24 protein-coding genes are annotated in these 24,313 nt (G+C 63.7%); 14 read left to right on the forward strand and 10 right to left on the reverse strand.

Features of this window, described 5'->3' with window-relative positions; translation table 11 throughout:
• The first annotated feature begins 16 nt into the window (after positions 1–16).
• From ACRARG_RS11035 to ACRARG_RS11045, 3 genes are all read left to right on the forward strand, one after another.
• A complete protein-coding gene (locus tag ACRARG_RS11035; RefSeq protein WP_432690057.1) occupies positions 17–3,199 on the forward strand; it encodes a DNA translocase FtsK in 3,183 nt (1,060 codons plus the stop codon).
• 127 nt (positions 3,200–3,326) lie between these two features.
• Positions 3,327–4,457 carry an Acg family FMN-binding oxidoreductase gene (locus tag ACRARG_RS11040; protein ID WP_432690058.1) on the forward strand — a complete coding sequence of 377 codons (1,131 nt, stop codon included), beginning with the start codon at positions 3,327–3,329 and terminating at the stop codon, positions 4,455–4,457.
• Positions 4,458–4,559: 102 nt separating this feature from the next.
• Positions 4,560–5,159, forward strand: coding sequence for a LolA family protein (locus ACRARG_RS11045; protein ID WP_432690059.1), 600 nt, complete (start codon positions 4,560–4,562; stop codon positions 5,157–5,159).
• 6 nt (positions 5,160–5,165) lie between these two features.
• On the opposite strand, the gene ACRARG_RS11050 is transcribed toward ACRARG_RS11045, so the two are convergent.
• Together ACRARG_RS11050 and ACRARG_RS11055 are read right to left on the reverse strand one after the other, a co-directional pair.
• Complete coding sequence (locus ACRARG_RS11050; RefSeq protein WP_432690060.1) at positions 5,166–5,750, reverse strand: transglycosylase SLT domain-containing protein; 585 nt, start codon at positions 5,748–5,750, stop codon at positions 5,166–5,168.
• 90 nt (positions 5,751–5,840) lie between these two features.
• On the reverse strand, positions 5,841–6,722 hold the full coding sequence (locus ACRARG_RS11055) for an AEC family transporter (RefSeq protein ID WP_432690061.1): 882 nt from the start codon (positions 6,720–6,722) through the stop codon (positions 5,841–5,843).
• Between the two features lie 84 nt (positions 6,723–6,806).
• Between ACRARG_RS11055 and hspQ the strand changes: the two genes are divergently transcribed.
• Entirely contained in the window at positions 6,807–7,139 is a 333-nt protein-coding gene (gene hspQ / locus ACRARG_RS11060; protein WP_432690062.1) for a heat shock protein HspQ, read from the forward strand.
• A 629-nt stretch (positions 7,140–7,768) separates the two neighbouring features.
• Here the strand turns inward: hspQ and ACRARG_RS11065 are convergent.
• Both ACRARG_RS11065 and ACRARG_RS11070 read right to left on the reverse strand, forming a co-directional pair.
• Complete coding sequence (locus ACRARG_RS11065) at positions 7,769–8,248, reverse strand: ATP-binding protein (RefSeq protein ID WP_432690063.1); 480 nt, start codon at positions 8,246–8,248, stop codon at positions 7,769–7,771.
• A complete protein-coding gene (locus tag ACRARG_RS11070) occupies positions 8,238–8,588 on the reverse strand; it encodes an STAS domain-containing protein (protein ID WP_432690064.1) in 351 nt (116 codons plus the stop codon). The genes ACRARG_RS11065 and ACRARG_RS11070 overlap by 11 nt, the downstream gene beginning before the upstream one ends.
• A 150-nt stretch (positions 8,589–8,738) precedes the next feature.
• Between ACRARG_RS11070 and msrC the strand changes: the two genes are divergently transcribed.
• Both msrC and ACRARG_RS11080 read left to right on the forward strand, forming a co-directional pair.
• Positions 8,739–9,188 carry a free L-methionine (R)-S-oxide reductase MsrC gene (gene msrC, locus ACRARG_RS11075; protein WP_432690065.1) on the forward strand — a complete coding sequence of 150 codons (450 nt, stop codon included), beginning with the start codon at positions 8,739–8,741 and terminating at the stop codon, positions 9,186–9,188.
• 74 nt (positions 9,189–9,262) lie between these two features.
• Positions 9,263–9,907, forward strand: a complete 645-nt coding sequence (locus tag ACRARG_RS11080) for a pseudouridine synthase (RefSeq protein ID WP_432690066.1) — start codon at positions 9,263–9,265, stop codon at positions 9,905–9,907.
• A gap of 223 nt (positions 9,908–10,130) precedes the next feature.
• Here the strand turns inward: ACRARG_RS11080 and ACRARG_RS11085 are convergent, their stop codons facing one another.
• Entirely contained in the window at positions 10,131–11,576 is a 1,446-nt protein-coding gene (locus ACRARG_RS11085; protein WP_432690067.1) for an aldehyde dehydrogenase family protein, read from the reverse strand.
• Between the two features lie 165 nt (positions 11,577–11,741).
• Here ACRARG_RS11085 and ACRARG_RS11090 point away from each other — a divergent pair, with 165 nt between their 5' ends.
• Positions 11,742–12,395, forward strand: a complete 654-nt coding sequence (locus ACRARG_RS11090) for a peroxiredoxin (RefSeq protein WP_432690068.1) — start codon at positions 11,742–11,744, stop codon at positions 12,393–12,395.
• 118 nt (positions 12,396–12,513) lie between these two features.
• Here ACRARG_RS11090 and ACRARG_RS11095 read toward each other — a convergent pair whose 3' ends face one another.
• Positions 12,514–13,002, reverse strand: a complete 489-nt coding sequence (locus ACRARG_RS11095; RefSeq protein ID WP_432690069.1) for a DUF5946 family protein — start codon at positions 13,000–13,002, stop codon at positions 12,514–12,516.
• Positions 12,999–14,036: an NAD(P)/FAD-dependent oxidoreductase gene (locus ACRARG_RS11100; RefSeq protein ID WP_432690070.1), complete on the reverse strand. Its 1,038-nt coding sequence runs from the start codon at positions 14,034–14,036 to the stop codon at positions 12,999–13,001. The genes ACRARG_RS11095 and ACRARG_RS11100 overlap by 4 nt, the downstream gene beginning before the upstream one ends.
• 96 nt (positions 14,037–14,132) lie before the next feature.
• On the opposite strand from ACRARG_RS11100, the gene mnmC2 reads away from it, so the two are divergent.
• Positions 14,133–14,837 (forward strand): tRNA (5-methylaminomethyl-2-thiouridine)(34)-methyltransferase MnmC2, encoded by a 705-nt coding sequence (gene mnmC2 / locus ACRARG_RS11105; protein ID WP_432690071.1) that lies wholly within the window; start codon positions 14,133–14,135, stop codon positions 14,835–14,837.
• Positions 14,830–15,696, forward strand: a complete 867-nt coding sequence (locus ACRARG_RS11110; protein WP_432690072.1) for a DMT family transporter — start codon at positions 14,830–14,832, stop codon at positions 15,694–15,696. The genes mnmC2 and ACRARG_RS11110 overlap by 8 nt, the downstream gene beginning before the upstream one ends.
• On the opposite strand, the gene ACRARG_RS11115 is transcribed toward ACRARG_RS11110, so the two are convergent.
• Positions 15,661–17,697: a lytic transglycosylase domain-containing protein gene (locus tag ACRARG_RS11115; RefSeq protein WP_432690073.1), complete on the reverse strand. Its 2,037-nt coding sequence runs from the start codon at positions 17,695–17,697 to the stop codon at positions 15,661–15,663. The genes ACRARG_RS11110 and ACRARG_RS11115 overlap by 36 nt on opposite strands.
• A 150-nt stretch (positions 17,698–17,847) precedes the next feature.
• Here ACRARG_RS11115 and dapA point away from each other — a divergent pair, with 150 nt between their 5' ends.
• Positions 17,848–18,723 (forward strand): 4-hydroxy-tetrahydrodipicolinate synthase, encoded by an 876-nt coding sequence (gene dapA / locus ACRARG_RS11120; RefSeq protein ID WP_432690074.1) that lies wholly within the window; start codon positions 17,848–17,850, stop codon positions 18,721–18,723.
• A 104-nt stretch (positions 18,724–18,827) separates the two neighbouring features.
• On the opposite strand, the gene ACRARG_RS11125 is transcribed toward dapA, so the two are convergent.
• Both ACRARG_RS11125 and ACRARG_RS11130 read right to left on the reverse strand, forming a co-directional pair.
• On the reverse strand, positions 18,828–19,184 hold the full coding sequence (locus ACRARG_RS11125) for a hypothetical protein (RefSeq protein WP_432690075.1): 357 nt from the start codon (positions 19,182–19,184) through the stop codon (positions 18,828–18,830).
• Between the two features lie 47 nt (positions 19,185–19,231).
• Positions 19,232–19,942 carry a DUF599 domain-containing protein gene (locus ACRARG_RS11130; RefSeq protein ID WP_432690076.1) on the reverse strand — a complete coding sequence of 237 codons (711 nt, stop codon included), beginning with the start codon at positions 19,940–19,942 and terminating at the stop codon, positions 19,232–19,234.
• Positions 19,943–20,029: 87 nt separating this feature from the next.
• Here ACRARG_RS11130 and ACRARG_RS11135 point away from each other — a divergent pair, with 87 nt between their 5' ends.
• Genes ACRARG_RS11135 through glcF form a run of 4 tightly spaced genes read left to right on the forward strand, consistent with a single transcriptional unit; the run spans position 20,030 to position 24,250 of the window.
• The gene (locus tag ACRARG_RS11135) at positions 20,030–21,457 is read left to right on the forward strand and encodes an FAD-linked oxidase C-terminal domain-containing protein (RefSeq protein WP_432690077.1); all 1,428 of its coding nucleotides are present in this window, start codon (positions 20,030–20,032) and stop codon (positions 21,455–21,457) included.
• Positions 21,457–22,605, forward strand: a complete 1,149-nt coding sequence (locus tag ACRARG_RS11140; RefSeq protein ID WP_432690078.1) for an FAD-binding protein — start codon at positions 21,457–21,459, stop codon at positions 22,603–22,605. The genes ACRARG_RS11135 and ACRARG_RS11140 overlap by 1 nt, the downstream gene beginning before the upstream one ends.
• Positions 22,605–22,961: a hypothetical protein gene (locus ACRARG_RS11145; RefSeq protein ID WP_432690079.1), complete on the forward strand. Its 357-nt coding sequence runs from the start codon at positions 22,605–22,607 to the stop codon at positions 22,959–22,961. The genes ACRARG_RS11140 and ACRARG_RS11145 overlap by 1 nt, the downstream gene beginning before the upstream one ends.
• The gene (gene glcF / locus ACRARG_RS11150; protein WP_432690080.1) at positions 22,961–24,250 is read left to right on the forward strand and encodes a glycolate oxidase subunit GlcF; all 1,290 of its coding nucleotides are present in this window, start codon (positions 22,961–22,963) and stop codon (positions 24,248–24,250) included. Before ACRARG_RS11145 ends, glcF begins: the two co-directional genes overlap by 1 nt.
• The last annotated feature ends 63 nt before the right edge of the window (positions 24,251–24,313 follow it).

Below are 24,313 nucleotides of genomic sequence, written 5' to 3' on the forward strand. Positions count from 1 at the left end.
GTGAGGACGAAGCAGAATGGCTTTTCAGACACGGCGCGGTGGAGACCCATTGTTCGATAGCGATATGCAGGCCACGATAGAACGGCGCGGCAAGGAACTGGCAGGGCTGGCACTGATCGTGCTTGGCCTTCTGACATCCTTGATGTTCCTGTCCTATTCGCCGGATGATCCGTCCTGGCTCTCGGTCCATGACGCGCCGGTGCAGAACTGGCTGGGCCGTCTGGGTGCCGCCGTCGCAGCGCCGCTGTTCATGGTCATCGGGTCCGGCAGCTGGGGTCTTTCGGTCATTCTGCTGGTCTGGGGCGCCCGCTTTGCGCTGCACTGGGGTGAAGACCGGGCTATCGGCCGCCTGATCTTTGCGCCGATCTGGATTGCCATGCTGGCGGTCTTTGCCTCCACCCTCGTCCCCGATCAGGACTGGACCCATCGCTTTGGCATGGGCGGGCTCTTTGGCGATACCGTTCTGGGCACCGTGCTGGGCGTTGTACCCTTCGGGCCCAGCCTGGGGCTCAAGATGATTTCGTTGGGCATCGGCCTGCCAATGCTGGCGCTTGGCCTCTTTGTCACCGGCTTCGATGGGGTAGAGATCCGACGCATTGCCCGCGCCTGCCTGATCGGCCTGATCATGATCTATGCCGGCATCGCCAATATTCTGGGGCGCGGCGCGGTTGGTGCGCTCAAAACCGCCGCCACACTGCAGGATCGCAACCGCACCCGTCGCGAAACCCGTCGCATCGCGGCCGAAGAACAGGCTCGCTGGGACGCGGAACACCCGGAAGACGAAGAAGACGCCTTTGTCGAAGAGGACGACTGGTCCGCGCCGGAACCCACGATTTCTGCCCGCCGGACACTTGCCAGCCGCATCCCTGGCCTCGTCCGCCGGGCCGAGCACGAAACCTACGTCGCGCAGGAGCCGGCGACGGAACTGCCCGTCGAACCGGAGGAAGAGCCGGTCTACGACGCCCACAATCTTCACCCCGAAGACGACCGCATCAAGGCCCGCATCGCGGAAATCGTCCGCAGCCGTACCCGCAATGAACCCGTCCCGACGCAGCCCGCGCCCGAGGACAAACCGCTGACCCGTGGCCGTGGACGCGGCCCCCGGCCACTGGTGTTTAACCCGCAGCACCGTGCCGAACCGCCCGTCTCCGCCCCGGCCCGCACCCTGCCGGCCGAACCGCCGCTGACGGCAGCACAGGTCGCGACCCCGGCTCAGGTCGCCGCCCCGTCCCAGCCTGCGCCGCGCCACAGCCAGCCCGATCATCGCATCGCCCCGGCATCTGTGCCCCCCCGCGCAGCCGCCCCGGTGCTGGAGCGGCACACAGCCCCCAAATCGACCCTCGGCGAAGCCCGTTTTGTTGAAGTGCCCGAAGACAGCTACCCGGAAGAGGACGTCGACGATCGGTACCAGTCGGAAGAGGACGCCGGTTACGGCAACTACGACTACGACGAAATGCCGGTGGCCGAAGACGCAGCCTATCCGGAGGACACCTACGCGGAAGAGGCCTATGACGACGGCTACGACGACCTCCCCTATGAGGCGCCGCAACCCGAACAGCGCCTGCCTGTCGCAGAACCGCGCGGCCCGCGCGTTCAGCACAATATCCGCAAGCCGGTGACAACCTCGACCCGCGCGCGTCTGGAAGCTCAGCCGAGCCTCCAGTTCGAGGACCGGCATGCCGATTACGAACTGCCGCCGCTGGCCCTGCTGGCCGACCCGTCCAACGTCGAACGCCATGTCCTGAGCGACGAGGCGCTGGAGGAAAACGCCCGTATGCTGGAAAACGTGCTGGACGATTACGGCGTGAAGGGAGAGATCGTTTCGGTCCGCCCCGGCCCCGTCGTCACCATGTACGAGCTGGAACCCGCGCCGGGCCTCAAGGCCTCCCGCGTGATCGGTCTGGCCGACGATATCGCACGCTCCATGTCCGCCCTTTCCGCCCGTGTCTCCACGGTGCCGGGCCGGTCGGTCATCGGCATCGAACTGCCCAATGACAAGCGGGAGATGGTGTCGTTCCGCGAAATCCTGTCGACCCGCGACTATGGCGACGGCAACCAGAAACTGCCGCTGGCGCTCGGCAAGGACATCGGCGGCGACCCGGTTGTCGCCAACCTCGCCAAGATGCCCCACCTGCTGATCGCGGGTACCACCGGCTCCGGTAAGTCGGTGGCGATCAACACGATGATCCTGTCGCTGCTGTATAAGCTCAGCCCCGATGACCTGCGCCTCGTGATGATCGACCCCAAGATGCTGGAACTCAGCGTCTATGACGGCATCCCGCATCTGCTCTCCCCCGTCGTCACCGACCCCAAAAAGGCGGTTGTCGCCCTGAAATGGGTCGTGGGCGAGATGGAAGAGCGCTATCGCAAGATGTCCAAGATGGGCGTCCGCAATATCGACGGCTACAACGGCCGCGTTGCCGATGCCGTATCCAAGGGCGAGATGTTCTCCCGCACCGTGCAGACGGGTTTTGACGACGACACCGGCGATCCGGTCTTTGAGACCGAGGAATTCGCGCCCAAGAAGATGCCCTATATCGTCGTCATCGTCGACGAGATGGCCGACCTGATGATGGTCGCGGGCAAGGAGATCGAAGCCTGCATCCAGCGTCTGGCCCAGATGGCCCGGGCCTCCGGCATCCACCTGATCATGGCGACGCAGCGCCCCTCCGTCGACGTGATCACCGGTACGATCAAGGCGAACTTCCCCACCCGGATTTCCTTCCAGGTGACGTCCAAGATCGACAGCCGCACCATCCTCGGCGAAATGGGCGCCGAACAACTGCTCGGCATGGGTGACATGCTCTACATGGCGGGCGGGTCCAAGATCATCCGCGCCCATGGCCCCTTCGTCTCTGACGAAGAAGTCGAGGAGATCGTGAACCACCTCAAGACATTTGGCCCGCCCGACTATGTCGGCGGCGTGGTCGATGGCCCGGATGAGGAAAAGGCCGACGATATCGATGCCGTTCTCGGCCTCAATACCGGCGGCAATACCGATGGCGAGGATGCGCTCTACGATCAGGCGGTGGCCGTGGTCATCAAGGACCGCAAATGCTCCACCTCCTACATCCAGCGTAAACTGGGCATCGGCTATAACAAGGCCGCGCGCTTGGTGGAGCAGATGGAGGATAACGGCCTCGTTACCCCCGCCAACCATGTCGGCAAACGCGAAATTCTGGTGCCGGAACAGGCGTGATCTGAGTTCGGTCGAACAGACTGCACCTAAACGGTTCTGACCCGCCCCTTGGAAACATGGGGCGGGTTTTCTCGTCTGCGACACTGTCCGCTTGACGCGCGCATCCTGCTGGACAATGATGTCACTCATGGGTGACATGATTCATCCTCAACTGTCAGACACTGAGGAAAACGCGATGAACCGCCGACGCTTTTTATCCGCAGGTGCGATGGGCACCTTGGCAACGCTGGTACCCGGCACAGGCGCAACTGCCGCCACCAACAATGGATATAATAAATACGCGGCCGGGCTTCGGGCGCCGCTCAACCCGGACGGAGGCGTCGCTGAAATGGTCCGCCTGGCAACGCTGGCACCCAATGGTCACAACACCCAGGCCTGGAAATTTTCGGAAACGACACAGGGTATAGCAATTTCACCCGATATGTCGCGCCGCACGCCGGTCGTCGACCCAGATGACCACCACTTGTTCATCTCTCTGGGAGCCGCGCTGACCAATCTGGAAATCGCTGGTCACGCCATAGGCAGACCGGGACGAACCGAGATCGCAACGGACGGTTCGGCCCTGTATCAATGGACAGCGGCAAACCCGGTATCGGGACCCATGACAGAAGCTATCCTGCAACGTCAGAGCACCCGAGCTGAATTCGACGCCAGGGCCATCGAACCAAAGATCCTGGCTCAGCTGGAACGTGCAGCGAGTGAACCGGGCGTCCGCCTGGTGATCCTGTCCGAACCCGGCCGGATCGCCCAGCTGACAGAGCTGATCCTGACGGCAAATGACAGTCAGATGGAGAATGCGGCCTTCAAAGCGGAACTGAAGGACTGGATTCGATTTAACCCGGAACAGGCAATGGCTTCCGGTGACGGGCTCCTGACGATTGCGGGAGGGAATCCCAGCCTGCCCGGCTTCGTCGCGCCTCTCCTGTTTGATGCTTTCTTCTCGAAGAAATCTGAACGGCGGAAATATGCATTACAGATGCAATCGACACCGGCCGTCGCGATTTTCCTCTCCGATCGGTCCGATCCCCGCAACTGGGTCCGAACCGGCATGGCAGCGGAACGAATGTTGCTTCACGCGACGCGGGTCGGGCTGGCCACGGCATTTGTGAATCAACCCGTAGAGGTTGCCAATTATCGCGCAGACTTGGCCGATCTCGCTGGTGAGCCGGGCCTACGCCCGGACCTGATCATCCGACTGGGTCAGGCACCGCGTCTGCCCTATTCGCCTCGCCGTCCGGTTTCCGAAGTCCTGAGCTGAATTCTTCCCGACCGGGAATATTTCAGAACCACCTGGAACAGTGATGTAGACGTGAGCGTTCGTCACTGGATCGCTGACGGACAAAGGCTTATCTCTGACGCTATGAACATGCTTCGCCCCCTCGCCGCCCTGGCCATGACTCTGACCCTTGCCGCACCGGCCTGGGCCGACAAGCTGGCCCTGACCGACATCTCCTCCTACTTGAACGGGATAAAGACCGCTCAGGCGAAGTTCACGCAGATTGCCGGCGATGGCAGCGTGTCCACTGGCACACTGTACCTCAACCGTCCCGGCAGGATGCGGTTTGAATACGACCCCCCGAACGAAAGCTTTGTTCTGGCAAATAACGGTGCGGTTGGCATCTTTGACGTCAAAGGCGACCCGGCGGCGGAAACCTATCCGCTCAGCCGGACACCGCTCAGTATCATTCTGGACGAAAAAGTGGACCTGACCCGGGCCCGCATGGTCACGGGTCATCGGGAAGACGGTGCAAAGACCATCGTGTCAGCGCAGGACCCCGCGCATCCCGAATATGGCTCCATCGACCTGATCTTTACCGGCAGTCCGGTGGAACTGCGCCAATGGGTGGTGCATGACGACTCGGGCTCGGCCACCACCATCGTTCTGGGCGATATGCAAACCGGCATCCGGCTGGGCCGCGATCTGTTCGACTTCAACAAACCCCAGGGCGGCGACCGCTGATCCGCCTCAGCGGTACCGGCATCGGGCAAGCTGCCCCTGATACAGAACCGACCGCTGCGACACCTTCGTGGCGACATTCATCAGCCAGGCCTTCTTGCGGTAGGTGCCGCGGGCATATCCCGTATGGCCGTCATGATAGGCGAGGTACTGGTTATATGTATCGGACAGCGGAATGCCCAGCCGCTGCTTGGTCTTGTTCATATACCAGCCCATGAAATCCGTGGCGTCATTCATATCGTTGCGCTTGGCGCGCCGGTTGCCCGTCTCGGTCTTGTATTCATCCCAGGTTCCGTCCAATGCCTGACTGTACCCGTAGGCCGAGCTCTGCCGCCCCATCGGAATAATGCCAAGCGCATAGCGGTGCGGCGTTCGCGCATCACCGTTGAACTTGCTCTCCTGATGGATCATCGCCATCAGAACATGTGTCGGGACATGATGCCGCCGCTCCGCCCGGCGGAACGCTTTTGCATATTGCTTGCGTTCCTGCAAAAGCAGACAGGCATTGTCGAGATTACGGGGAGACCCCTTGTAGCCGCTGCTGCAGGACCCGACCATCATCAGGATCAGCACGGCAAATACCGCTTTTTTCATCTGCCACTTGCCTCTGTATTACTGTGTCTGACGCACTTTGCCCCTTTTTAGCAAATCGGCGCCGGGGCAGGAAATGACAAATTGGTGGGATTACAAAAGAACCGCCAGCGCCAGTGGCATCGCCAACACGGACAGAAGGGTCGACACAACGACAAGCCCGGCAACCGCCTGCGCATCCGCCCCGTATTTTGCCGCCAGCAGGTAGGAGGTGACGGCAACGGGCGTCATCATCTGCAAAACCAGAACGGCAAAGGCCGTGTCATCCAGGCCAAAGAATCGCCCGACACCCCATCCGACGGCGGTGCAGATCACCAGTTTCACCGCCGACATCACCACCGCCGACGCCATGCGCCCCGGCGTCAGACGCGCCACCGCAACGCCCAGTGTGATCAGCATCACGGGGATCGCCATCTGCCCGATCAGCTCCAGCGTATTTGTCAGAAATCGGGGCGTCTCCCAGCCCTGCCATAGAAACACGCCACCCAATATCGTGCCCCAGACCAGCGGCTCCTTCAGCGCCTTCGTCGCAGATCCGCCGCCGGACACCACCCAGATCCCAAAGGTAAACGACCAGATCGCCATGATCGCGAAGATCACGACGGCATAGCTGAGCCCCGTGTCGCCAAAGGCAAACAGCGCAAGCGGCAAGCCAATGTTTCCGGTATTTCCAAATGCGATCGGGCCAAGATAGGTCCGCTGATCGAACCCGGTCAGGTAAAGGCCCAGAGCCACCGCAGCCACAAGAATCGCATAGGCCACAACCGTCGCCAGGGACAGACCCGTCAGAGAGGCCGGGTCGATCTCCGCCGTCATCAGCGCCACGAACACCAGACAGGGAATCGACAATGTCATCGCCAGCCGCGTGACAAATTCCACCGAATAGTCGAACCCCGCCTTCACCCAGGCAAAGCCAATCGCCGCCAAAAGGAAAACCGGTGCCACAATTTCGAGCACTGTCAGAGCGAGGTTCACAGAGTGTTTCCTTAATTTCTTGTTTCAAAATTGGACATTAAGCGGTTTTTAAGGGTAGTAGTGAGCTAAGGGGGCCGCAAGCCGATGTTACGCACACGCGCCAAATACCATCTGGGGCAGATTGTCCGCCACAAGAAGCACCCCTTCCGCGGGGTCGTTTTTGACGTCGATCCCGAATTCAACAACACCGAAGAATGGTATGCCGCAATCCCCGAAGACGCGCGGCCATCCCGCGAGCAGCCCTTCTACCACCTGCTGGCCGAAAACGATCAAAGCTACTACGTCGCTTACGTGTCGGAACAGAACCTGATCGCGGATTATTCGGGGCAGCCTGTCGATCATCCCGATATCCCGGAACTCTTTGGTCCGTTCGAAGTGACCGAAGGCACCTACCCCCTTCATTTTCAGCTGAACTGACCGCCGGTTCGATCGCCGATGGTGCACCCGTCCTCACACGGGTCCGCCGCACGCGACCTGCAATCCCGCAAAAGCCGCGGATCTGCGCCTAGAGCCGTGTGGCCCGATCCGTTGACGCCAAAGATGTTTTCGGTCCCGACAGGCGACACCAAAGCATAAGGAACGCCGCCCGGCCCGGTCATCTCCGGGTCACAAAGGCCCGGCACCGCCGCACCCCAATCGCGGCATCCCCGGCACTGCCCCCGTCCCGCAGCGGTCGCGGTGCGGTCTGAGCGGCCAGCGGGTGACACGTCGCCCACGCCCCGTTGTCTACCAACCAGGCAACCGTCCGGGAAAATGAAAATCCCGCAAAATTCATCTCCCCTGTTCAGGGATGCACAGATCAATATTTGCGGGAAGGTAAGTCTCGGCGTCGCGCTCTGGGTGGGGGCTGATGTGCGCGACGCCGAGTGAAGCCATGCAGCTACCCGTCCCTTATCCTGTTGGACTGGGGCGGGCCTTGGACGTGATAAGGGCATTTTCGGGGTTATCTGGCGGGCATCGGACGCGACACTGCCACATTTCGCCGCCCCCCGGATGCCGCTCCCGGGATCGCCGCCAGCCGGACCCCGTCCGGAGGCAGGCGCACCCTACCCGAGGCAGATGCGAAACGTCAGGATATTGCGGTCGCCTTCACGGCGATAGACAATGTTTCGGGCCAGTCGGTCGATCAGAAACCAACCGTATCCACCCTCTGATATAACTGGTGCCCGAAGGTCCTGCGCTGACCTGCGTGTCATTTTCAGAATGTCGCCCGGCATGGCCCGGCCGGAATCTTCGACCCGGATCAAAAGGCCCGTCTCCCCAAGCGACCAGTGCAACCCGATATGACCGCCAGTATCGGTATAAGCATGCTCAACCACGTTGTTCAGCACTTCGGCAAGGACAAGTTCAATTGTACCTAACTGTTCCTGTTCAAGCGTCGCGTCGCGCAGGCGGTCGATGAATTCAGCAAGCGCATGTCGTACGGCAAGGGCACGCGCATCCAGTGCGATCGAGCCTGAAACCGCGGCCGCAGGTTGCGGCAGGCGGAACGCCGATTGCTGAATATGATGTCTTTCAACCGGCATGGCTGGCCATCGCGGTCTCGACCTCAGGATGGATGGCGAATACGGAATCCATCCGGGTCAACCGGAACACCCGTGCCACATTGGGCTGGAGCCCGGCCAGTTCGAGACGTCGCAGTGGTGCCAGAAATTTCATGACGGCAACGATCGCGCCAAGTCCGCTCGAATCGATGAATTCAACTTCGGACAGGTCGAGCAGGACCAGACCCGTGCCATCCTCCGCAATATCGCGCATTGCATCCTTGAACTGGATGGCTGCTGCGGCATCGATCCGCGACGCGTCAATCCGGACGACCATCATCGACGCCTGAACGTTTCCGATTTCTTCAACCGCCAACTTCATTTTTTGGCCTCATCTCAATGATATACGCATTTCCTTCGGATACCCGACAACTATACGGGCAAAGGATTACCATCTTGTGATGTCTGCAGGTGGCGGGGTAAAAAACTGAGGATAAGATTAACAATCCGAACCCGGACAGGGCCACAGACCATGACAGTCGACTACCGCAGTCTCGCCGCGACGATTGCGGCCCTCACCGAAAACGAAACTGACGAGGTGGCCTTGATGGCCACGCTCGCCTGCGAAATCCATCATTCCGACGACCGGTTCGACTGGACCGGGTTTTACCGTGTGACGGAACCGGGCCTGTTGAAGATCGGACCGTATCAGGGTGGACATGGTTGCCTGAAAATCCCGTTCGACCGCGGCGTCTGCGGTGCGGCGGCGCGTACGGGCGAAACCCAGATCGTCCCCGATGTCGACGCTTTCCCGGGCCATATTGCCTGCGCATCCTCCACCCGGTCCGAACTGGTGATCCCTGTCCGCAATGGCGCGGGCGACATTATCGCCGTGCTCGACATAGACAGCGACCAGCCGGATGCCTTTGACGAGACGGATGCAGCGGCGCTCCAAGCGATCCTCGCCGCGACATTTGCCTGAACGCCCGCCTGCATCCCGGGCGCCCTGGCATCTGGCCTCTGGCCTGATGCAGGCCGTCGCGCTAAAGCGTTCCGATGACAGACTATGCCCCGCCCGACACGCCCCTATCGGTGATCCACGAAGATCACGAGATCCTGCTGGTCGACAAGCCCTCGGGCCTGCTGTCCGTCCCGGGCAAGGGCGAACACCTTGCCGATTGTCTGTTGTCCCGGATCCAGTCGGTCTTTCCCACGGCATTGCTGGTGCATCGTCTCGACCGCGATACATCCGGGATCATGGTCTTTGCCCTGACCCCCCATGCCCAGCGTCACCTGGGCCTGCAGTTCGAACATCGCCGCACAAAGAAAACTTACGTTGCGCGGGTGTCCGGGCGTCTTGAGCCACGCTCCGGCACGGTCGATCTGCCACTGACCGTCGACTGGCCCAACCGGCCCCGCCAGATGGTCGACCATGAAAATGGCCGTCCGGCCCAAACCGACTGGCGCGTCCAGCGATATGGAGACGGCGAGACCCGTGTGCGCCTGATGCCGAAAACGGGCCGGTCGCATCAATTGCGCGTGCATATGCTGGCGCTTGGCCACCCGATCCTTGGCGATCCCTTCTATGCGACAGGGCCCGCACGCGCGCATCCCCGCCTGATGCTGCATTCCGAAGAGCTGCGCCTGTTACATCCGGACGGAGGCATGGGCATGAGCTTCAGGGCGCCGGTTCCCTTTTGACAAAGGACAGGGGGCCCAGTCTAAAAGTTGATAGCAATGCCTCCTATGCGAAACGGAGCGGCCTGTTGAGACGTCGATCCCTTTCGCCAGGAAAGTGCAATTAACGAAGGGGGAGGGGGCATTGCCCCCTCGGCGCTGCGCGCCTCACCCCCAGGATATTTGAAGACCAGAGAAAAGGGGCGCGGTTTCGCGGCCGCGCCCCTCTTTCATTCAGATCCGAGGATCACGCCATTTTGGCATCCCAGCCGGAGACGGCTTTGATTTCCATGAAGTCTTCCAGCCCCCAGACGCCACCTTCCCGGCCACGGCCCGACATTTTCATGCCGCCGAAGGGCGCGCCGGCGCCGCGCGGCTGGCCGTTCATCTCGACCATGCCGGACCGCAGGGACAAAGCCATCCGGTTGGCCGTATCGCCATCCTGGGTCTGGACATAATTCGTCAGACCATAGGGCGTGTCATTGGCGATCTCGATCGCCTCCTCTTCCGTGTCGAAGGGCATGATGGTCAGAACCGGACCGAAGATTTCCTCGCGCGCGATGGTCATCTGGTTGTTGGCATCGGCAAACACCGTGGGTCTGACAAAAAAGCCGCGGTTCAGCCCGTCCGGACGACCCGTACCACCGGCAACGAGGCGGGCGCCTTCGTCGATCCCCTTCTGGATCAGGTCCTGGATCTTGTTGAACTGCGTCTCGTTCACCACCGGCCCGATATGACGGCCCGATTCATGCGCCGAGCCAACGGTGATCGAATTGGCGACCGCCGCCGCTTCCTCGACCGCCGCATCGTAGCGGGCGCGCTGGACCAGCATGCGCGAGGGCGCATTGCACGACTGGCCGGAGTTGTTCATCATGTGCATCACGCCACGCTTGACCGCCTTGTCGTCTGCATCGGCGAAAATCACATTGGCACCTTTGCCGCCAAGCTCCAGATGCACCTTCTTCAGCGTCTTCGCCGCATTCTGCGAAATCGCGATGCCGGCGCGGGTCGAGCCGGTGAAGCTGACCATGTCGACATCCTCATGTCCGGTGAGCGCCGTCCCGACACCGACGCCATCGCCGTTCACCAGGTTGAAGACACCCTTGGGCACCCCGGCCTCGTCCAGTATCTCGGCGAAGAGCAGCGCGTTCAGCGGGCTTTCCTCGGACGGTTTCAGCACCATGGTGCAGCCGGCGATAAGGGCCGCGATGACCTTGAGCGTGACCTGGTTCATTGGCCAGTTCCACGGCGTGATCATAGCGCAGACGCCGAACGCCTCGTAGACGATGCGGGTGTTGGGTGCGTGATCGCCAAGCGGACGCACAAAGGCGAACTCTTTCGCGGCCTTGATGAAATCCTTGGTATGGCCAAAGCCCGCGCCCCATTGCTGCGACTTCGACATGTCGATCGGCGCGCCCATCTCCATCGAGATCGCGGCACCCATCTCGTCCTGCTTTGTCTTGTAGACCTCGAGAATCTTTTCGCACAGCGCGATACGCGCTTCGGGAGAGGTCTTCATCCAGGCGGGGAACGCCGCCTTGGCTGCCGCCACGGCCTTGTCGACATCGGCCTCCGATCCGAGCGAGATCACCGCGCAGGGCTCCTCCGTCGACGGATCAATGACATTGTGATCGTTCGGAATGGCCGGGTCGACCCATTCCCCGTTGATGTAAAACTGGCGTTTCTCAATCATGGTAGTCTCCCGTGCAACGCGGGCCATTTTCCGACATGCAAACGGCGGTCCCGCGGAATCCGCGCCACTCTGTCACCCCGCCCTGTCCCTTGCAAGGTGAGGGGGTGCAAATCGGATGTGCGGTATTTAGATAAGTCGCAAAGTGGTTTTACCAAGGAGAGCACCATGGCACTGCGCATCAACGACACAATTCCCGATCTCACCGTCGAAACCGACCAGGGCACGCTGTCCCTGCATGACTGGATCGGCGACAGCTGGGCGATCCTGTTCTCGCATCCCAAGGATTTCACTCCGGTCTGCACCACCGAATTCGGCGCCGTGGCGCAGTTGACGGCGGAATGGGAAAAACGGGGCACCAAGGTGATGGGCATCTCCGTCGACGGTGTGGAAGAGCACAAGAAATGGAAGGGCGACATCGAAGCGGTCGCCGGCACCCCCGCGGGCTTTCCGATCATCGCGGATAATGACCTGACGGTGGCCAAGGCGCTCGACATGCTGCCCGCCGATGCCTACCTGCCCGATGGCCGCACCCCCGCGCATTCCGCCACCGTGCGCTCGGTCTTCATCATCGCGCCCAACAAGAAGGTGCAGCTGATGATGACCTACCCGATGTCCGTCGGCCGCAACTTTGCCGAGGTGCTGCGCGCCCTCGACGGGCTGCAGCGCACCTACGAACAGCCGCTTGCCGTGCCCGCCAACTGGGAGGTCGGCCAGGACGTGATCGTGGCCCTCTCGCTGGACGACGCGGCGGCAGAGGCGAAATACGGCGCGCTGGACAAGAAACTGCCCTATCTGCGCTTTGCCAAATCGCCGAACTGAGCCGGAAATCCGTCTCTGAACAGGCGAAACGCGCGTCCCTGTGGGCGCGCGTTTTGTATCGACGCAGGTTGCACGAGTATCTGTTACGACACGGTGAGGGAGGGAGCGGTCCCAATCCTCAGCCATCCGCCCAATCGCGGATATAGTCATGATGTTGCGCCCAATCGTCCCACGTCCGTTCGGCCCAAGCCCGGACCGCCGCCGAATGACCCGGGCCACCGATCAAGGGCGCAATGTCAGCGACAGTCATCGTGAAGGCCGTCGGCGGATTCAGTTGGATCAGACTCTCCTTTCGTCCGACAAAACCCGTCATGACGGCGTTCGTCTCTTCCGGCGTCATGTCTGATCCCAGTCTGCGGTACAGCCGCGCAAGATGCAGTCCGACAGACTGAACCGCCCGGCGATCGCTGGGGGCTCCGGGATGTTGCACTGCATAGGTATCGACAGACAGCCGATGCGTATCGCGCAGGGCAGGATCGGCATATTCAGCTGCCAGCACCTCTCCAAAAAGCGCCCAGCAGGCGGGCGACGATATCATATATTCGTGCACCGGACCGTCCCTGCCCGGCAGAGACGCACCACAACCCGGACACCGCGTGACGCTCATGGCCAGACCGCCTCAACCGCGAAATCCGCCGGAATAGTGTCTGTCTGATCGAGGATCAGATCGGCCATGACCTCCCCCACCTTCGGCGCCATGCCGAACCCGATCTTGAAGCCGCCATTTGCGATGAAATGCCCCTCGCGCCCCGGCCATGCGCCCAGCAGCGGCGCCCTTGACCGTGCCCGGGGCCGTACCCCGGCCCAGCGTGCCAGCACGGGTGCATCAGCCAAGGCCGGGACCGCTGCCCGCGCTGCCGAAATCACCTGGTTTAGAGCCTCATCCGTGCCCGTCGCATCCGCATAATCCCGCTCAGAGGTCGACCCGATCGCCACGGTCCCGTCGGCATGCGGCACCACATGCACCCCCCCGGCAAAGACCTGCGGCACTTCGCCGGCGTCAAAGCCCAGCACCGCCGCCTGCCCCTTCACCCCCGTGCCGATGGCGCGCCCGGACACCTCCGACAACACCTCCAGCCCCGCGACGCCTGTTGCATGCACCACCGCGCCCTGATCCGAGGCCTCCGTCACGATCTCTCCGCCCTGCCGCCGGATCGCCTCTGCCAGTGCAAGACAGGCTTTGCGCGGATGTATCCGGGCGGTCAACGTATCCATCACGAAAAGCCCCGTCGGGCTGACCGGCGCAAAGCGCCCGCCGTCCGACACCACGCGCCACTCGGCATGGTCCCCCCAGAGTTCAGCCGCCGAGACCTCCCGCGCCCGCGCCATCTCCACCGCCCGGTCATCGGCCAGCGGCTGCACCCGGCCCAGTCGCGCATAACCGGCGGAAAACCCTGAAACAGTCTCTATTTCAGCCCAATAGGCACCGGCCATCAGAAGGCTGTCCAGCTGGAAGGCCTTCTTCGCATTCCAGTTCTCCGGCACATGCGGCGCCAGCGCGCCGACCACGCCGCCAGACGACCCCGCCGCCACGCCAAAGGGATCGACCACCCGCACCCGCGCGCCCCGACGCAGACAGGCCCAGGCGCAGGCGAGGCCGAAAATCCCCGCGCCGCGCACCGTCACATCAACATGGCTCATCTTGTCTTCCCCCGTCCCGCGCGGCATGGTCCCCCTGCCGCGTTGCGGCGGTTTCTACCCTGAGCCGCATTGCGGCGGTTTCTAAAGGATCCCGACATGTCCGGCCAGACCACCGGCCCAGAGGCGCCCCAGCTTGACTGGCGCGACGGGCGCACGCCCGTTTCGCGACGGTTCGACGACCCCTATTTCAGCCTCGACAACGGGCTGGCCGAGACCGCCTATGTCTTCCTCTCCGGCAATGACCTGCCGGACCGCTTCCACGACACGTTCCATATCGCGGAGCTGGGCTTTGGCACCGGGCTGAACCTCCTCGCAGCCCTGCGCCTCTGGCGGCGTTACCGGCCCGGCCAAAGGCTCTATTTCACCACGTTCGAGGCCTATCCGATGATGCCGGAGGATATGATCCGCGCCCAGCACGCCTTCCCCGAGGTGGCAGAGCTGGCCGAAGAGCTGGCGCCACACTGGGGCCCGGAACGTATCACCCTGCCCGACCTCGACCTGACCATCATTACCGGCGATGCGCGCGACACCCTGCCCGGCTGGCAGGGGCAGGCCGATGCCTGGTTCCTCGACGGCTTCTCGCCCGCCAAGAACCCGGAGCTCTGGGGTGCCGACCTGATGGCACAGGTCCATGCCCATACCAGACCCGGCGGAACCGCCGCGACCTATACCGCCGCCGGCCATGTCCGCCGCGCGCTGGAGGACGCGGGCTTTGACGTGACCCGCCTTCCCGGCTTCGGCCGCAAACGCCACATGACACAGGCCCGCAAGCCGCACCAACCCGAGACCCAGAATGGCTGAACAGAACACCCGCCTCGGCATCCTGCTGATGATCCTGACGACCTTCGTCTTCTCCCTACAGGACGGCATTTCCCGCCACCTCGCGGCCTCCTACCCGGTGCCGCTGATCGTGATGATGCGCTACTGGTTCTTCGGCCTCTTCGTTATGGCGCTGGCCGCCCGTCAGGCCGGGGGCCTGCGCAACGCCGCCCGAACTGAACAGCCGCTGATCCAGATCTTCCGGGGCCTGCTGCTTGCGGCCGAGATCTGCGTCATGGTCATCGCCTTCGACACGCTGGGGCTGGTCGAATCCCATGCCGTCTTTGTCTGCTACCCCCTGCTCGTCGCGGCCCTATCAGGCCCGATCCTTGGCGAATCCGTGGGCTGGCGCCGCTGGTCGGCCATCGGCGTCGGCTTTATCGGCGTGCTGATCGTGCTGGAGCCGGGCTTTGGCGTCTTCAGGATCGAGGCTCTGATCCCCTTCCTCGCCGCGACCATGTTTGCGCTCTACGGGCTTCTCACCCGCTATGTCGCCCGCAAGGACACGGCCGCCACGTCCTTCTTCTGGACCGGCGTTTCCGGCGCCGTGATGATGACGCTATACGGCATCTGGTACTGGGTGCCGATGACGCCCGTCGACTATGTCTGGATGTTTGCCCTCTGCCTCACCGGCGCGCTTGGCCACTACCTGCTGATCCGCAGCTACGAGGTGGCAGAGGCCAGCGCGGTCCAGCCCTTCGCCTATTTCCAGCTGGTTTTCGTCTCTATCCTTGGCGTTTCGCTGTTCGGAGAGACCATCCGCACCAATGTCGCCATCGGCGCTCTGATCGTCATCGCGGCGGGTCTATTCACCCTCTGGCGGGAAAGACGCAACCGTTGACCCCTTCAGTTCGACACTGAACGGCACCGGAAGCGGGTTCAAACCCAGCCGCGCCCGGTAGACCGGCAGACTTTCGGCAACACGCTGGACGTAATTCCGCGTTTCCCGAAACGGCAGGTGTTCGACCCAGTCCACCGGATCGACCCCTTCGGCGCGAGGATCGCCGAACAGCTCCGACCAGCTGCGCGCCCGCGACGGCCCGGCGTTATAGCCGACCGACATCAGCATGACATTGCCGCCGAATTCCTCTGCCAACTGGGCGAGGTAGGCAGAGCCTAACTTGGCATTATAGGCCCAGTATCCCAGCTGATCCGAGACCGACCCGGCGGCGCCCAGCTTGCGCGCCATCTCCTGCGCGGTGCGCGGCATCAGCTGCATCAGCCCGCGCGCGCCGACCTGGCTGGTGACCGACGGATCGAATTCGCTCTCCCGCCGGGCAATGGCCAGTGCCATCTCCATCGACACCGGCAGCTTCATCTCTGTCATCGGATGCAGGGCGTAGTAATGCCGGGGGATGACCACGTCATGATAGACGGCGGCCTTGCCCAGCATGACCTCCAGATGCGGATCGCCCAGCTCCTCCACCATGCGGCCAAGGCTCTCGATCTCCTCCGTACTGGCCGTCTCCGCCATATGCTTGAGGAACCGTTCCGCGTCGTAGTCGAGCCCGGCAGACCGCAGCAGTACCACCAGCTCCCGCAGGTCACTGTTGCGCAGCATCGTCTCCCGCCAGTCGTTGCCGGAGACCTGGCCGGACAGCGCCGGATCCGTCTCTATCGCGGCCTTTTCCGCCGCCAGCAGCCCGTAGAAACTGGTCTGATGCGCGCCACCCTCGCGATAGGCCGCCTGCGCCTCTTCAGTCTTGCCCATGGCCTCATAGGCCCGCCCGCGCCAATACCCGGCGCGGCCAAGCGAAATCGGCGTGACCACCTCGTTCTTGAGATTGTCGAAATGCGTCAGCGCCAGCTCCGGCTTGTCCAGATACCGCAGCGCCAGATAGCCGGAGAGCCATTCGAGGTCCGAATAATCCGACCCCTCTGTCAGCTGGTGGGTCGAGGCCAGCTGATAAGCCACTTCCGCATTGCCCGCCCGCATCTCCTCCCGCGCATAGGAACGGCGGCGATTGGACCAGTCCGCGGGGAAGCCCAGACCGCCCGGAATCAGGCTCTGTTCCAGCATAAGTTGCTTGGCATCGTCGTGCAGGCGCTTCTTGATCCGCCAGGTGAACCGGTCATAGGCCAGCCCCGGATCGTTGCGCAGGGCAGTCGGGACCGCGTCGATCAGCGCGTTCACATTGCCCGCCCCGGCCCGCAGGGCGAGCCGCGCCTTGGCCAGCGCCGCCTGATCCGCACCGACCAGCCCCAGCATCCGGGTCGTATCGCCCGACCGTCCCTCCCAGATCGACAGCGACAGCCGCGCGGCGTGATGCGGTGCCAGCAGCTCCACATATTTCGCGCGGAACCTGTCATGCGTCGCCTCGTCCAGATCGAGCGTGCGCCAGGCCAGCACCACGGTCGCTTCTGCCTCCCCCTGCTGCCCGGCGGCCTCCAGCGCGGCGGCGTAGCGCAGAGCGCCCTCGCCCGTCTGCGGCAGATAGCCATCGAAAAAGGCCAGCACCTGCGCATCGGAGGCCAGTTCGAAATCAGGCTCGCTCTGCTTGCGGAGGTAGTCGAGCCCGGGCCAATGCGCGTGGTCCCCAAGGAAATCCAGAACGTCCTGCGCCGTGCCCAAACCGGCGCGCAGCCGAGTCCATTCGACATAATCTGCCGCCGCCGGACCGTCGCGCAGCGCGATGGCATGGGCCTTGTCCCAGTCGGCATCGCGCATCGCGGCGATGGCCGAGCGCAGAGGACGCGGCGCAACCTCCCGTAGATCCCGGGGTTCGGCGGCAACAGCACCCATGCTGCCCGTCATACCAAGGAAAAGGCCGAGGATCAGGCCCGGAACCAGCCGCATCGGCACGGTTCGGGCGGGATCCAGGCGGCGCGGTAACTCTTGCATTTCTCCTGCCGAACCGAGATAGACACCGGACGAATTGTAGACCGGCCCGGTCGCCACTCAACCCCCCGCAACTTGTGATCACGGGGAAGTGGCCGGGTCTTCACCCCCGGGACGGCCTTCAAGCCACCCGCCATGCGAAAGGAGCGTGCCATGTTTCAGGGATCCATTCCCGCCCTCGTCACGCCGTTCAAGAACGGCGAGTTGGATCTTGAGACGCTGAAGAAACTCGTGGACTGGCACGTGGAGCAGGGCTCGACCGCCCTTGTTCCCGTCGGCACCACGGGCGAATCGCCGACCCTGTCCCTGCGCGAACATGAGATGGTTGTCGAAGAGGTGGTGAATTTTGCCGCCGGCCGCATCCCCGTGATCGCTGGAGCCGGCGCCAATAACACCGCCGAGGGCGTGCGCCTGATCAAACATGCCGAGGATGTCGGCGCCGATGCCGCCCTCGTCGTCACGCCCTATTACAACAAGCCCACCCAGCGGGGCCTGATCGCGCATTTCACCGCGATGCATGATGCGGTGAACATCCCGATCATCATCTACAACATCCCGCCGCGGTCGGTCATCGACATGCTGCCCGAAACCATGGGCGAGCTGGCCAACCTGCCGCGCATCATCGGGGTGAAGGACGCCACCGCGAAGCTCGACCGTGTCTCGGCACAGCGGATGGCCTGCGGTCCCGATTTCGTCCAGCTCTCGGGCGAGGATGGCACGGCCGTCGGCTTCAATGCCATGGGCGGGCGCGGCTGTATCTCTGTTGTGGCCAATGTGGCGCCGAAGCTCTGCGCGGAAATGCAGGCGGCCTGCCTGGCCGGGGATTATGCCACCGCGCTGACCTATCAGGACCGGCTCGCCCCGCTGACCGAGGCGATCTTTACCGAGCCGGGCCTCTGTGGCGCGAAATTCGCCATGTCCGAACTGGGCCTGTGTTCGGACGAGGTCCGCCTGCCGCTGATGACCCTGACCGACGAGACCAAGGACAAGGTCCGCGCCGGCATGCGTCATGCCGGGCTTTTGAACTGAGGCCGGGCTGAGGGGGCTTTGCCCCCTCGGCGCTGCGCGCCACACCCCCAGGATATTTTAAAGACCAGAGAAGGGGGGCGGCGGAGCGACGCCGGCCCGGGCGGTCATTTGCGTTCAAGGTAGAGTTTGAATTCGTCCTCCGCCCAGCCATCACGGCTGCAATGGGCGCGGATCCGGACCTTGCGCGTGCCGTCTGGGATCATGACGGAGGAGAGCGACCGGGTAAAAGGCTGTTCATTCGGATGTGGATGCACAAGCGTCCGGTATCCCAGCTCATTCCCGGCCATATCCACCACCGACCAGCCATCGGCATAGTGATCCCAGCTTTCGCCGGGATGCAGGATCGTGACACTGATCCGCCAGCCCATGCCGGATTTCTTGGCTGTGGCATCGACGATTTTCGGCGCATCCGCCAGAACGGGCGAGGCGAGCATCAGGGCAAGGAGAGCGGATCGGATCATGGGAATGGTCTATACAGGCGCGGGCAGGACAGGGAAGCGGGCGGCGTTCAACTCATCGTGCGATCTGAGGGGTCCATCAGCGCCGCGCGCGATTGTGAAGCGAATTCGCGCCTGAGCAGCACGATGGACGTGACCAGCACCGCAGGCAGAAGCGCCCAGTCGCCCAGCAGCCAGGCAATCGCCCCGATGGCAAAATAGACCGACCGGAGCCCCCGGTTATAGGCGCGCGCCGCGGTGACATTGATCGTCGCCGCCTTGGCCGCGCGCGGATCCGCCGCCGGGTCGGAGGCGTGATTGGGCACCGCCGCCATCAGGATCGCGCAATAGCCGAACAGCCGGTGCGACCAGACGAATTTCAGAAAGGCGTTCACGACAAAGCTCAGCGCCACCAGCAGCTTGATCTCCAGCACAAAGACCGGATCGCTTTCCAGCGTGATCTGGTTCACCCGCCCGACCAGCTGTTCGGCATTGCCGATGGCGGCAAGCCCGGCGCCGATCACGATCATGGAGGCGGAGGCAAAGAAAGACGTCCCCTGCCGCAGGGTCGCGAGGATCTGGCTGTCGAAGATCCGCGGGCTGCGGGTCACCATCTGGCGCATCCATTCGCGCCGGTAATCTGCCATCAGATTTGACACCGACGGGTATCGCCGCGGCGGATTCTCGACCAGATATCCGATCATAACCCAGGTGAGATACAACAGCGCCACCGCAATCAGATCGAGCGGGGAGAAAAGCGAGATGCGTTCGGACCAAGTCATGGCGCCAGTTAGCCCGAACCCGCGCGCCTTGCCAATCCACATGCGGAGCGACTAGAAACGCCCCACTTCCCAGCGTCGAGGTGTGCCATGCAGATGCCCGTTCCAGACCCGCGGATCCTGTCCCGGAAGGACGCGCTTGTCGCGGCGCTGAAGGCGGTGCTGCCTGCCGATGCCGTGATCTCTGACCCGATGGAGACGCGCGCCTATGAATGCGACGCGCTGACCGCCTATCGCTGCCCGCCGATGATCGCCGTCCTGCCCGCCTCTACTGCCGAGGTCTCGGCGGTGCTGAAGCTCTGCCATCAGTATGACGTGCCGGTGGTGCCGCGCGGCTCCGGCACCTCGCTCGCCGGGGGCGCCCTGCCCACGGCCGATTGCGTGATCCTCGGTGTGGCGCGGATGAACCGGGTGCTGGAGGTCGATTATGCCGACCGCTTCATCCGGGTTGAGACGGGGATGACCAACCTGTCGGTCACCGGCGCGGTGGAACAGGACGGCTTTTTCTACGCCCCCGACCCCTCGTCGCAGCTGGCCTGTGCCATCGCGGGCAATATCGCGATGAATTCCGGCGGCGCGCATTGCCTGAAATACGGCGTCACCACCAACAACCTGCTGGGCGCCACCGTTGTCCTGATGGACGGGGAGGTGATCGAACTGGGCGGCGCGCATCTGGATGCCGGCGGGCTCGACCTGCTGGGTCTCATCTGCGGCTCCGAAGGGCAGCTTGGTGTGGTGACGGAGGCGACCCTGCGCATCCTCCACAAGCCTGAGGGCGCGCGCCCCGTCCTGATCGGGTTCGACAGCAACGAGGTGGCGGGCGCCTGCGTGTCTGACATTATCGAGGCGGGCGTTCTGCCCGTGGCGATCGAATTCATGGACCGCCCCTGTATCGAGGCGACGGAGGCCTTTGCGGGCGCGGGCTACCCGGACTGCAATGCGCTCCTGATCGTGGAGGTGGAGGGATCGCCGGCGGAAATCGACGAACAGCTTGCCCTGATTACCGCCATCGCCCGCCGCCACAATCCGGTGGAGCTGCGCGAAAGCAAATCCGCCGATGAAAGCGCCCGCATCTGGCTGGGCCGCAAATCCGCCTTTGGCGCCATGGGCCAGATCAACGATTACATCTGCCTCGACGGCACCATTCCGGTCAGCGAACTGCCCCGCGTGCTGCACCGGATGGAGGAGCTGTCGGAACAGTTCGGCCTCAAGGTCGCCAATGTCTTCCACGCGGGCGACGGCAACCTGCATCCGCTGATCCTCTTCAACGCCAACAAGGAGGGCGATCTGGAGACCTGCGAGGCGATGGGAGCGGAGATCCTGAAGCTCTGCGTCGAGGTTGGCGGCTGCCTGACCGGCGAACATGGTGTCGGCGTCGAAAAGCGTGACCTGATGAGCCACCAATACGCCCCCGACGATCTGGAGGCGCAGATGGCCGTAAAGGATGTCTTCGACCCGAAATGGCTGCTGAACCCGGCCAAGGTCTTTCCGTTGGCCGCCAGCGAAGGGCGCCGCTGATGCGTCCGGGCAGCGAGGCGGAACTGGCGGAGATCATCCGCGGTGCCAACGGCCCCCTGCGGGTGCAGGGCGGCGGAACGCGCGGCCTGCCCGGTCAGGGGGAGCTGCTGGAAACCGGCGGCCTCTCCGGAATCTCTCTTTACGAACCCGGCGCGCTGACGCTGGTCGCCGGGGCGGGCACACCGATGGCCGAGATCGAGGCTGCGCTGGCCGAAAAGAAGCAGCGCCTCGCCTTTGAACCGATGGACCACCGCGCCCTCATGGGCACGACCGGCGACCCGACGCTGGGCGGTGTCGCCGCCGCCAATATCTCTGGCCCCCGCCGCCTGCAGGTGGGCGCTGCCCGCGACCACATGCTGGGCGTCCGCTTTGTCGATGGCGCCGGGCGGATCGTGAAGAACGGTGGCCGGGTGATGAAGAATGTCACCGGCTATGACCTCGTCAAACTGATGGCGGGCAGCCATGGCACACTGGGCGTGCTGACGGAGGTCTCCCTCAAGCTGCAGGCCATTCCGGAGGCCGAGGCGACCCTGATCCTGCGCGGCCGCGACATGGCCACCTCCATCGCCGCGCTGACGCAGGCCATGTCCACGCCTTTCGACGTCTCCGGCGCCTGCTGGCTTTCCCCGTCGGCCAATCACGGCACGGCAGAGGCGCGGATCCGGATCGAGGGCCTCGGCGGTTCTGTCACCTATCGCGCGGCACAGCTGAAAGCCCGGCTGGGTGAGGATGCCGAGATTATCGAGGGCCCCGACAGTGCGACCCTCTGGCAGCAGGTCCGCGATGTGACCCCCTTCGCCGGGACCGGGGGCGCGGTCTGGAAAATCTCCACCCGCCCGACCCGGGCCGCCGCCCTGATCGAGGCGCTCAAGGCCAAGGGCCTGGCCCAAGCCGCCATCGCGGACTGGAGCGGCGGGCTGATCTGGCTGCTGACCGGCCCCGATGCCGATGCAGGGGCCGCCGAAATCCGCGCCCGCACGGCAGAGGCCACCGGCCATGCCACCCTGATCCGCGCACCGGACGCCATCCGCGCCCGCGTCCCCGCCTTCCCGCCACAGCCCGCAGCCCTTGAAACGCTCGCAAAAGGGCTGCGCGACAGGTTCGACCCGCGCGGGCTCTTTAACCCCGGCCTCATGGAAACCGCCTGATGCTCCCTCTCCTGTTCCTTGTCATCGGCACCGTTCTGGGGCTGATCATCTACCTCGCGCTGGTACGGCGTGACCCGGATTCCGGCTTCTTCCCGCTGCTGGGCCCGGCGGTCGTCGTGCTGGGCATTGCGGGCTTTGCCATGCTGCGCCTGCTGCCACTGGACGCTGGTGTGAACCCGACGCGGGTCCTGCTGGCCATTGCCCTGCTCTGGCTTGGCTGGGTCGCGCTGCTGGCCTTCCTGTCGCAGGCCATCCTGCGCCGCATCCCGGCCTCCTACCCAGCCCCGACAATCGGCGGCGCGGTCATGACGCTGGCCCCGGCGCTTGGCTATATCGCGGCAAGGACCCTCATCTGATGCGCACCGAATTCACCGAGGATCAGCTGAAGGATCCGGGCACCGCCCGCGCCAACCAGATCCTGCGCGCCTGCGTACACTGCGGCTTCTGCACCGCCACCTGCCCCACCTATCAGGTTCTGGGGGATGAGCTCGACAGCCCGCGTGGCCGCATCTACCTGATCAAGGACATGCTTGAGAACGAGCGTGTTCCGGACCACAAGACCGTCAAACATATCGACCGTTGCCTGTCCTGCCTCGCCTGCATGACGACCTGCCCCTCGGGCGTGCATTACATGCACCTCGTCGACCATGCCCGCGCCTATATCGAGAAGACCTACAAACGCCGCTGGGACGACCGGCTGCTGCGCTGGACCCTGGCCCGGATCATCCCGCATCCGACCCGCTTTCGTCTGGCCCTGCTGGCCGCCCGCATCGCCCGGCCGCTCCGCCGCCTGATCCCAGACGCCCGGCTGCGTGCCATGATCGGCATGGCCCCGGCGCGCCTGCCCACGCCATCCCGCAACGACGATCCGCAGACCTTCCTGCCCGCGCAGAAACCGGTCAAACGCGTCGCCCTGATGACCGGCTGCGCCCAGAAGGCGCTGAACACCGATATCAACGATGCCACGATCCGCCTGCTGACCCGGCTGGGCTGTGAGGTGGTTATCCCCGAAGGTCAGGGATGCTGCGGCGCGCTGACCCATCACATGGGGCAGGAAGACCCGGCGCACCGCTCCGCCGCCGCCAATATCCGCGCCTGGGTGGCCGAGATGGACGGCGCGGGCCTCGACGCCATCGTCATCAATACCTCCGGCTGTGGCACCACGGTCAAGGATTACGGCCATATGTTCCGCACCGGGCCTTTGGCCGCAGATGCCGCCCGCGTTTCCGCCATCGCGAAAGACGTGACAGAGGTTCTGGCCGATCTCGATATCCCCGTGACCGACCCGCAGCCGCTGCGCGTCGGCTATCACGCCGCCTGCTCCCTCCAGCACGGGCAGAAGATCAAGGATACGCCCAAGGATCTGCTGACCAAGGCCGGGTTCGAGATCGCCACCCCCGCCGACCCGCATCTCTGCTGTGGCTCCGCCGGCACCTACAATCTGCTTCAGCCGGAAATTTCCGCGAAACTGCGCGACCGCAAAACGCGCACGCTGGAGGCGATCAATCCGCAGGTCATCGCCGCCGGAAATATCGGATGTATGATGCAGATCGGTCAGGGCACACACGTCCCGGTTGTGCACACGGTCGAACTGCTCGATTGGGTCACAGGCGGGCCCAAACCTTCGGCGCTAAAAGACCTCTGATCCGCCGCATCGCGCCGCATTTTCGCCCCAGGCCGAAGGTAGGTTTGACGTAACGTCGCCATC

This window comes from Pseudooceanicola profundi, assembly GCF_050897955.1.
Lineage (GTDB): Bacteria > Pseudomonadota > Alphaproteobacteria > Rhodobacterales > Rhodobacteraceae > Pseudooceanicola.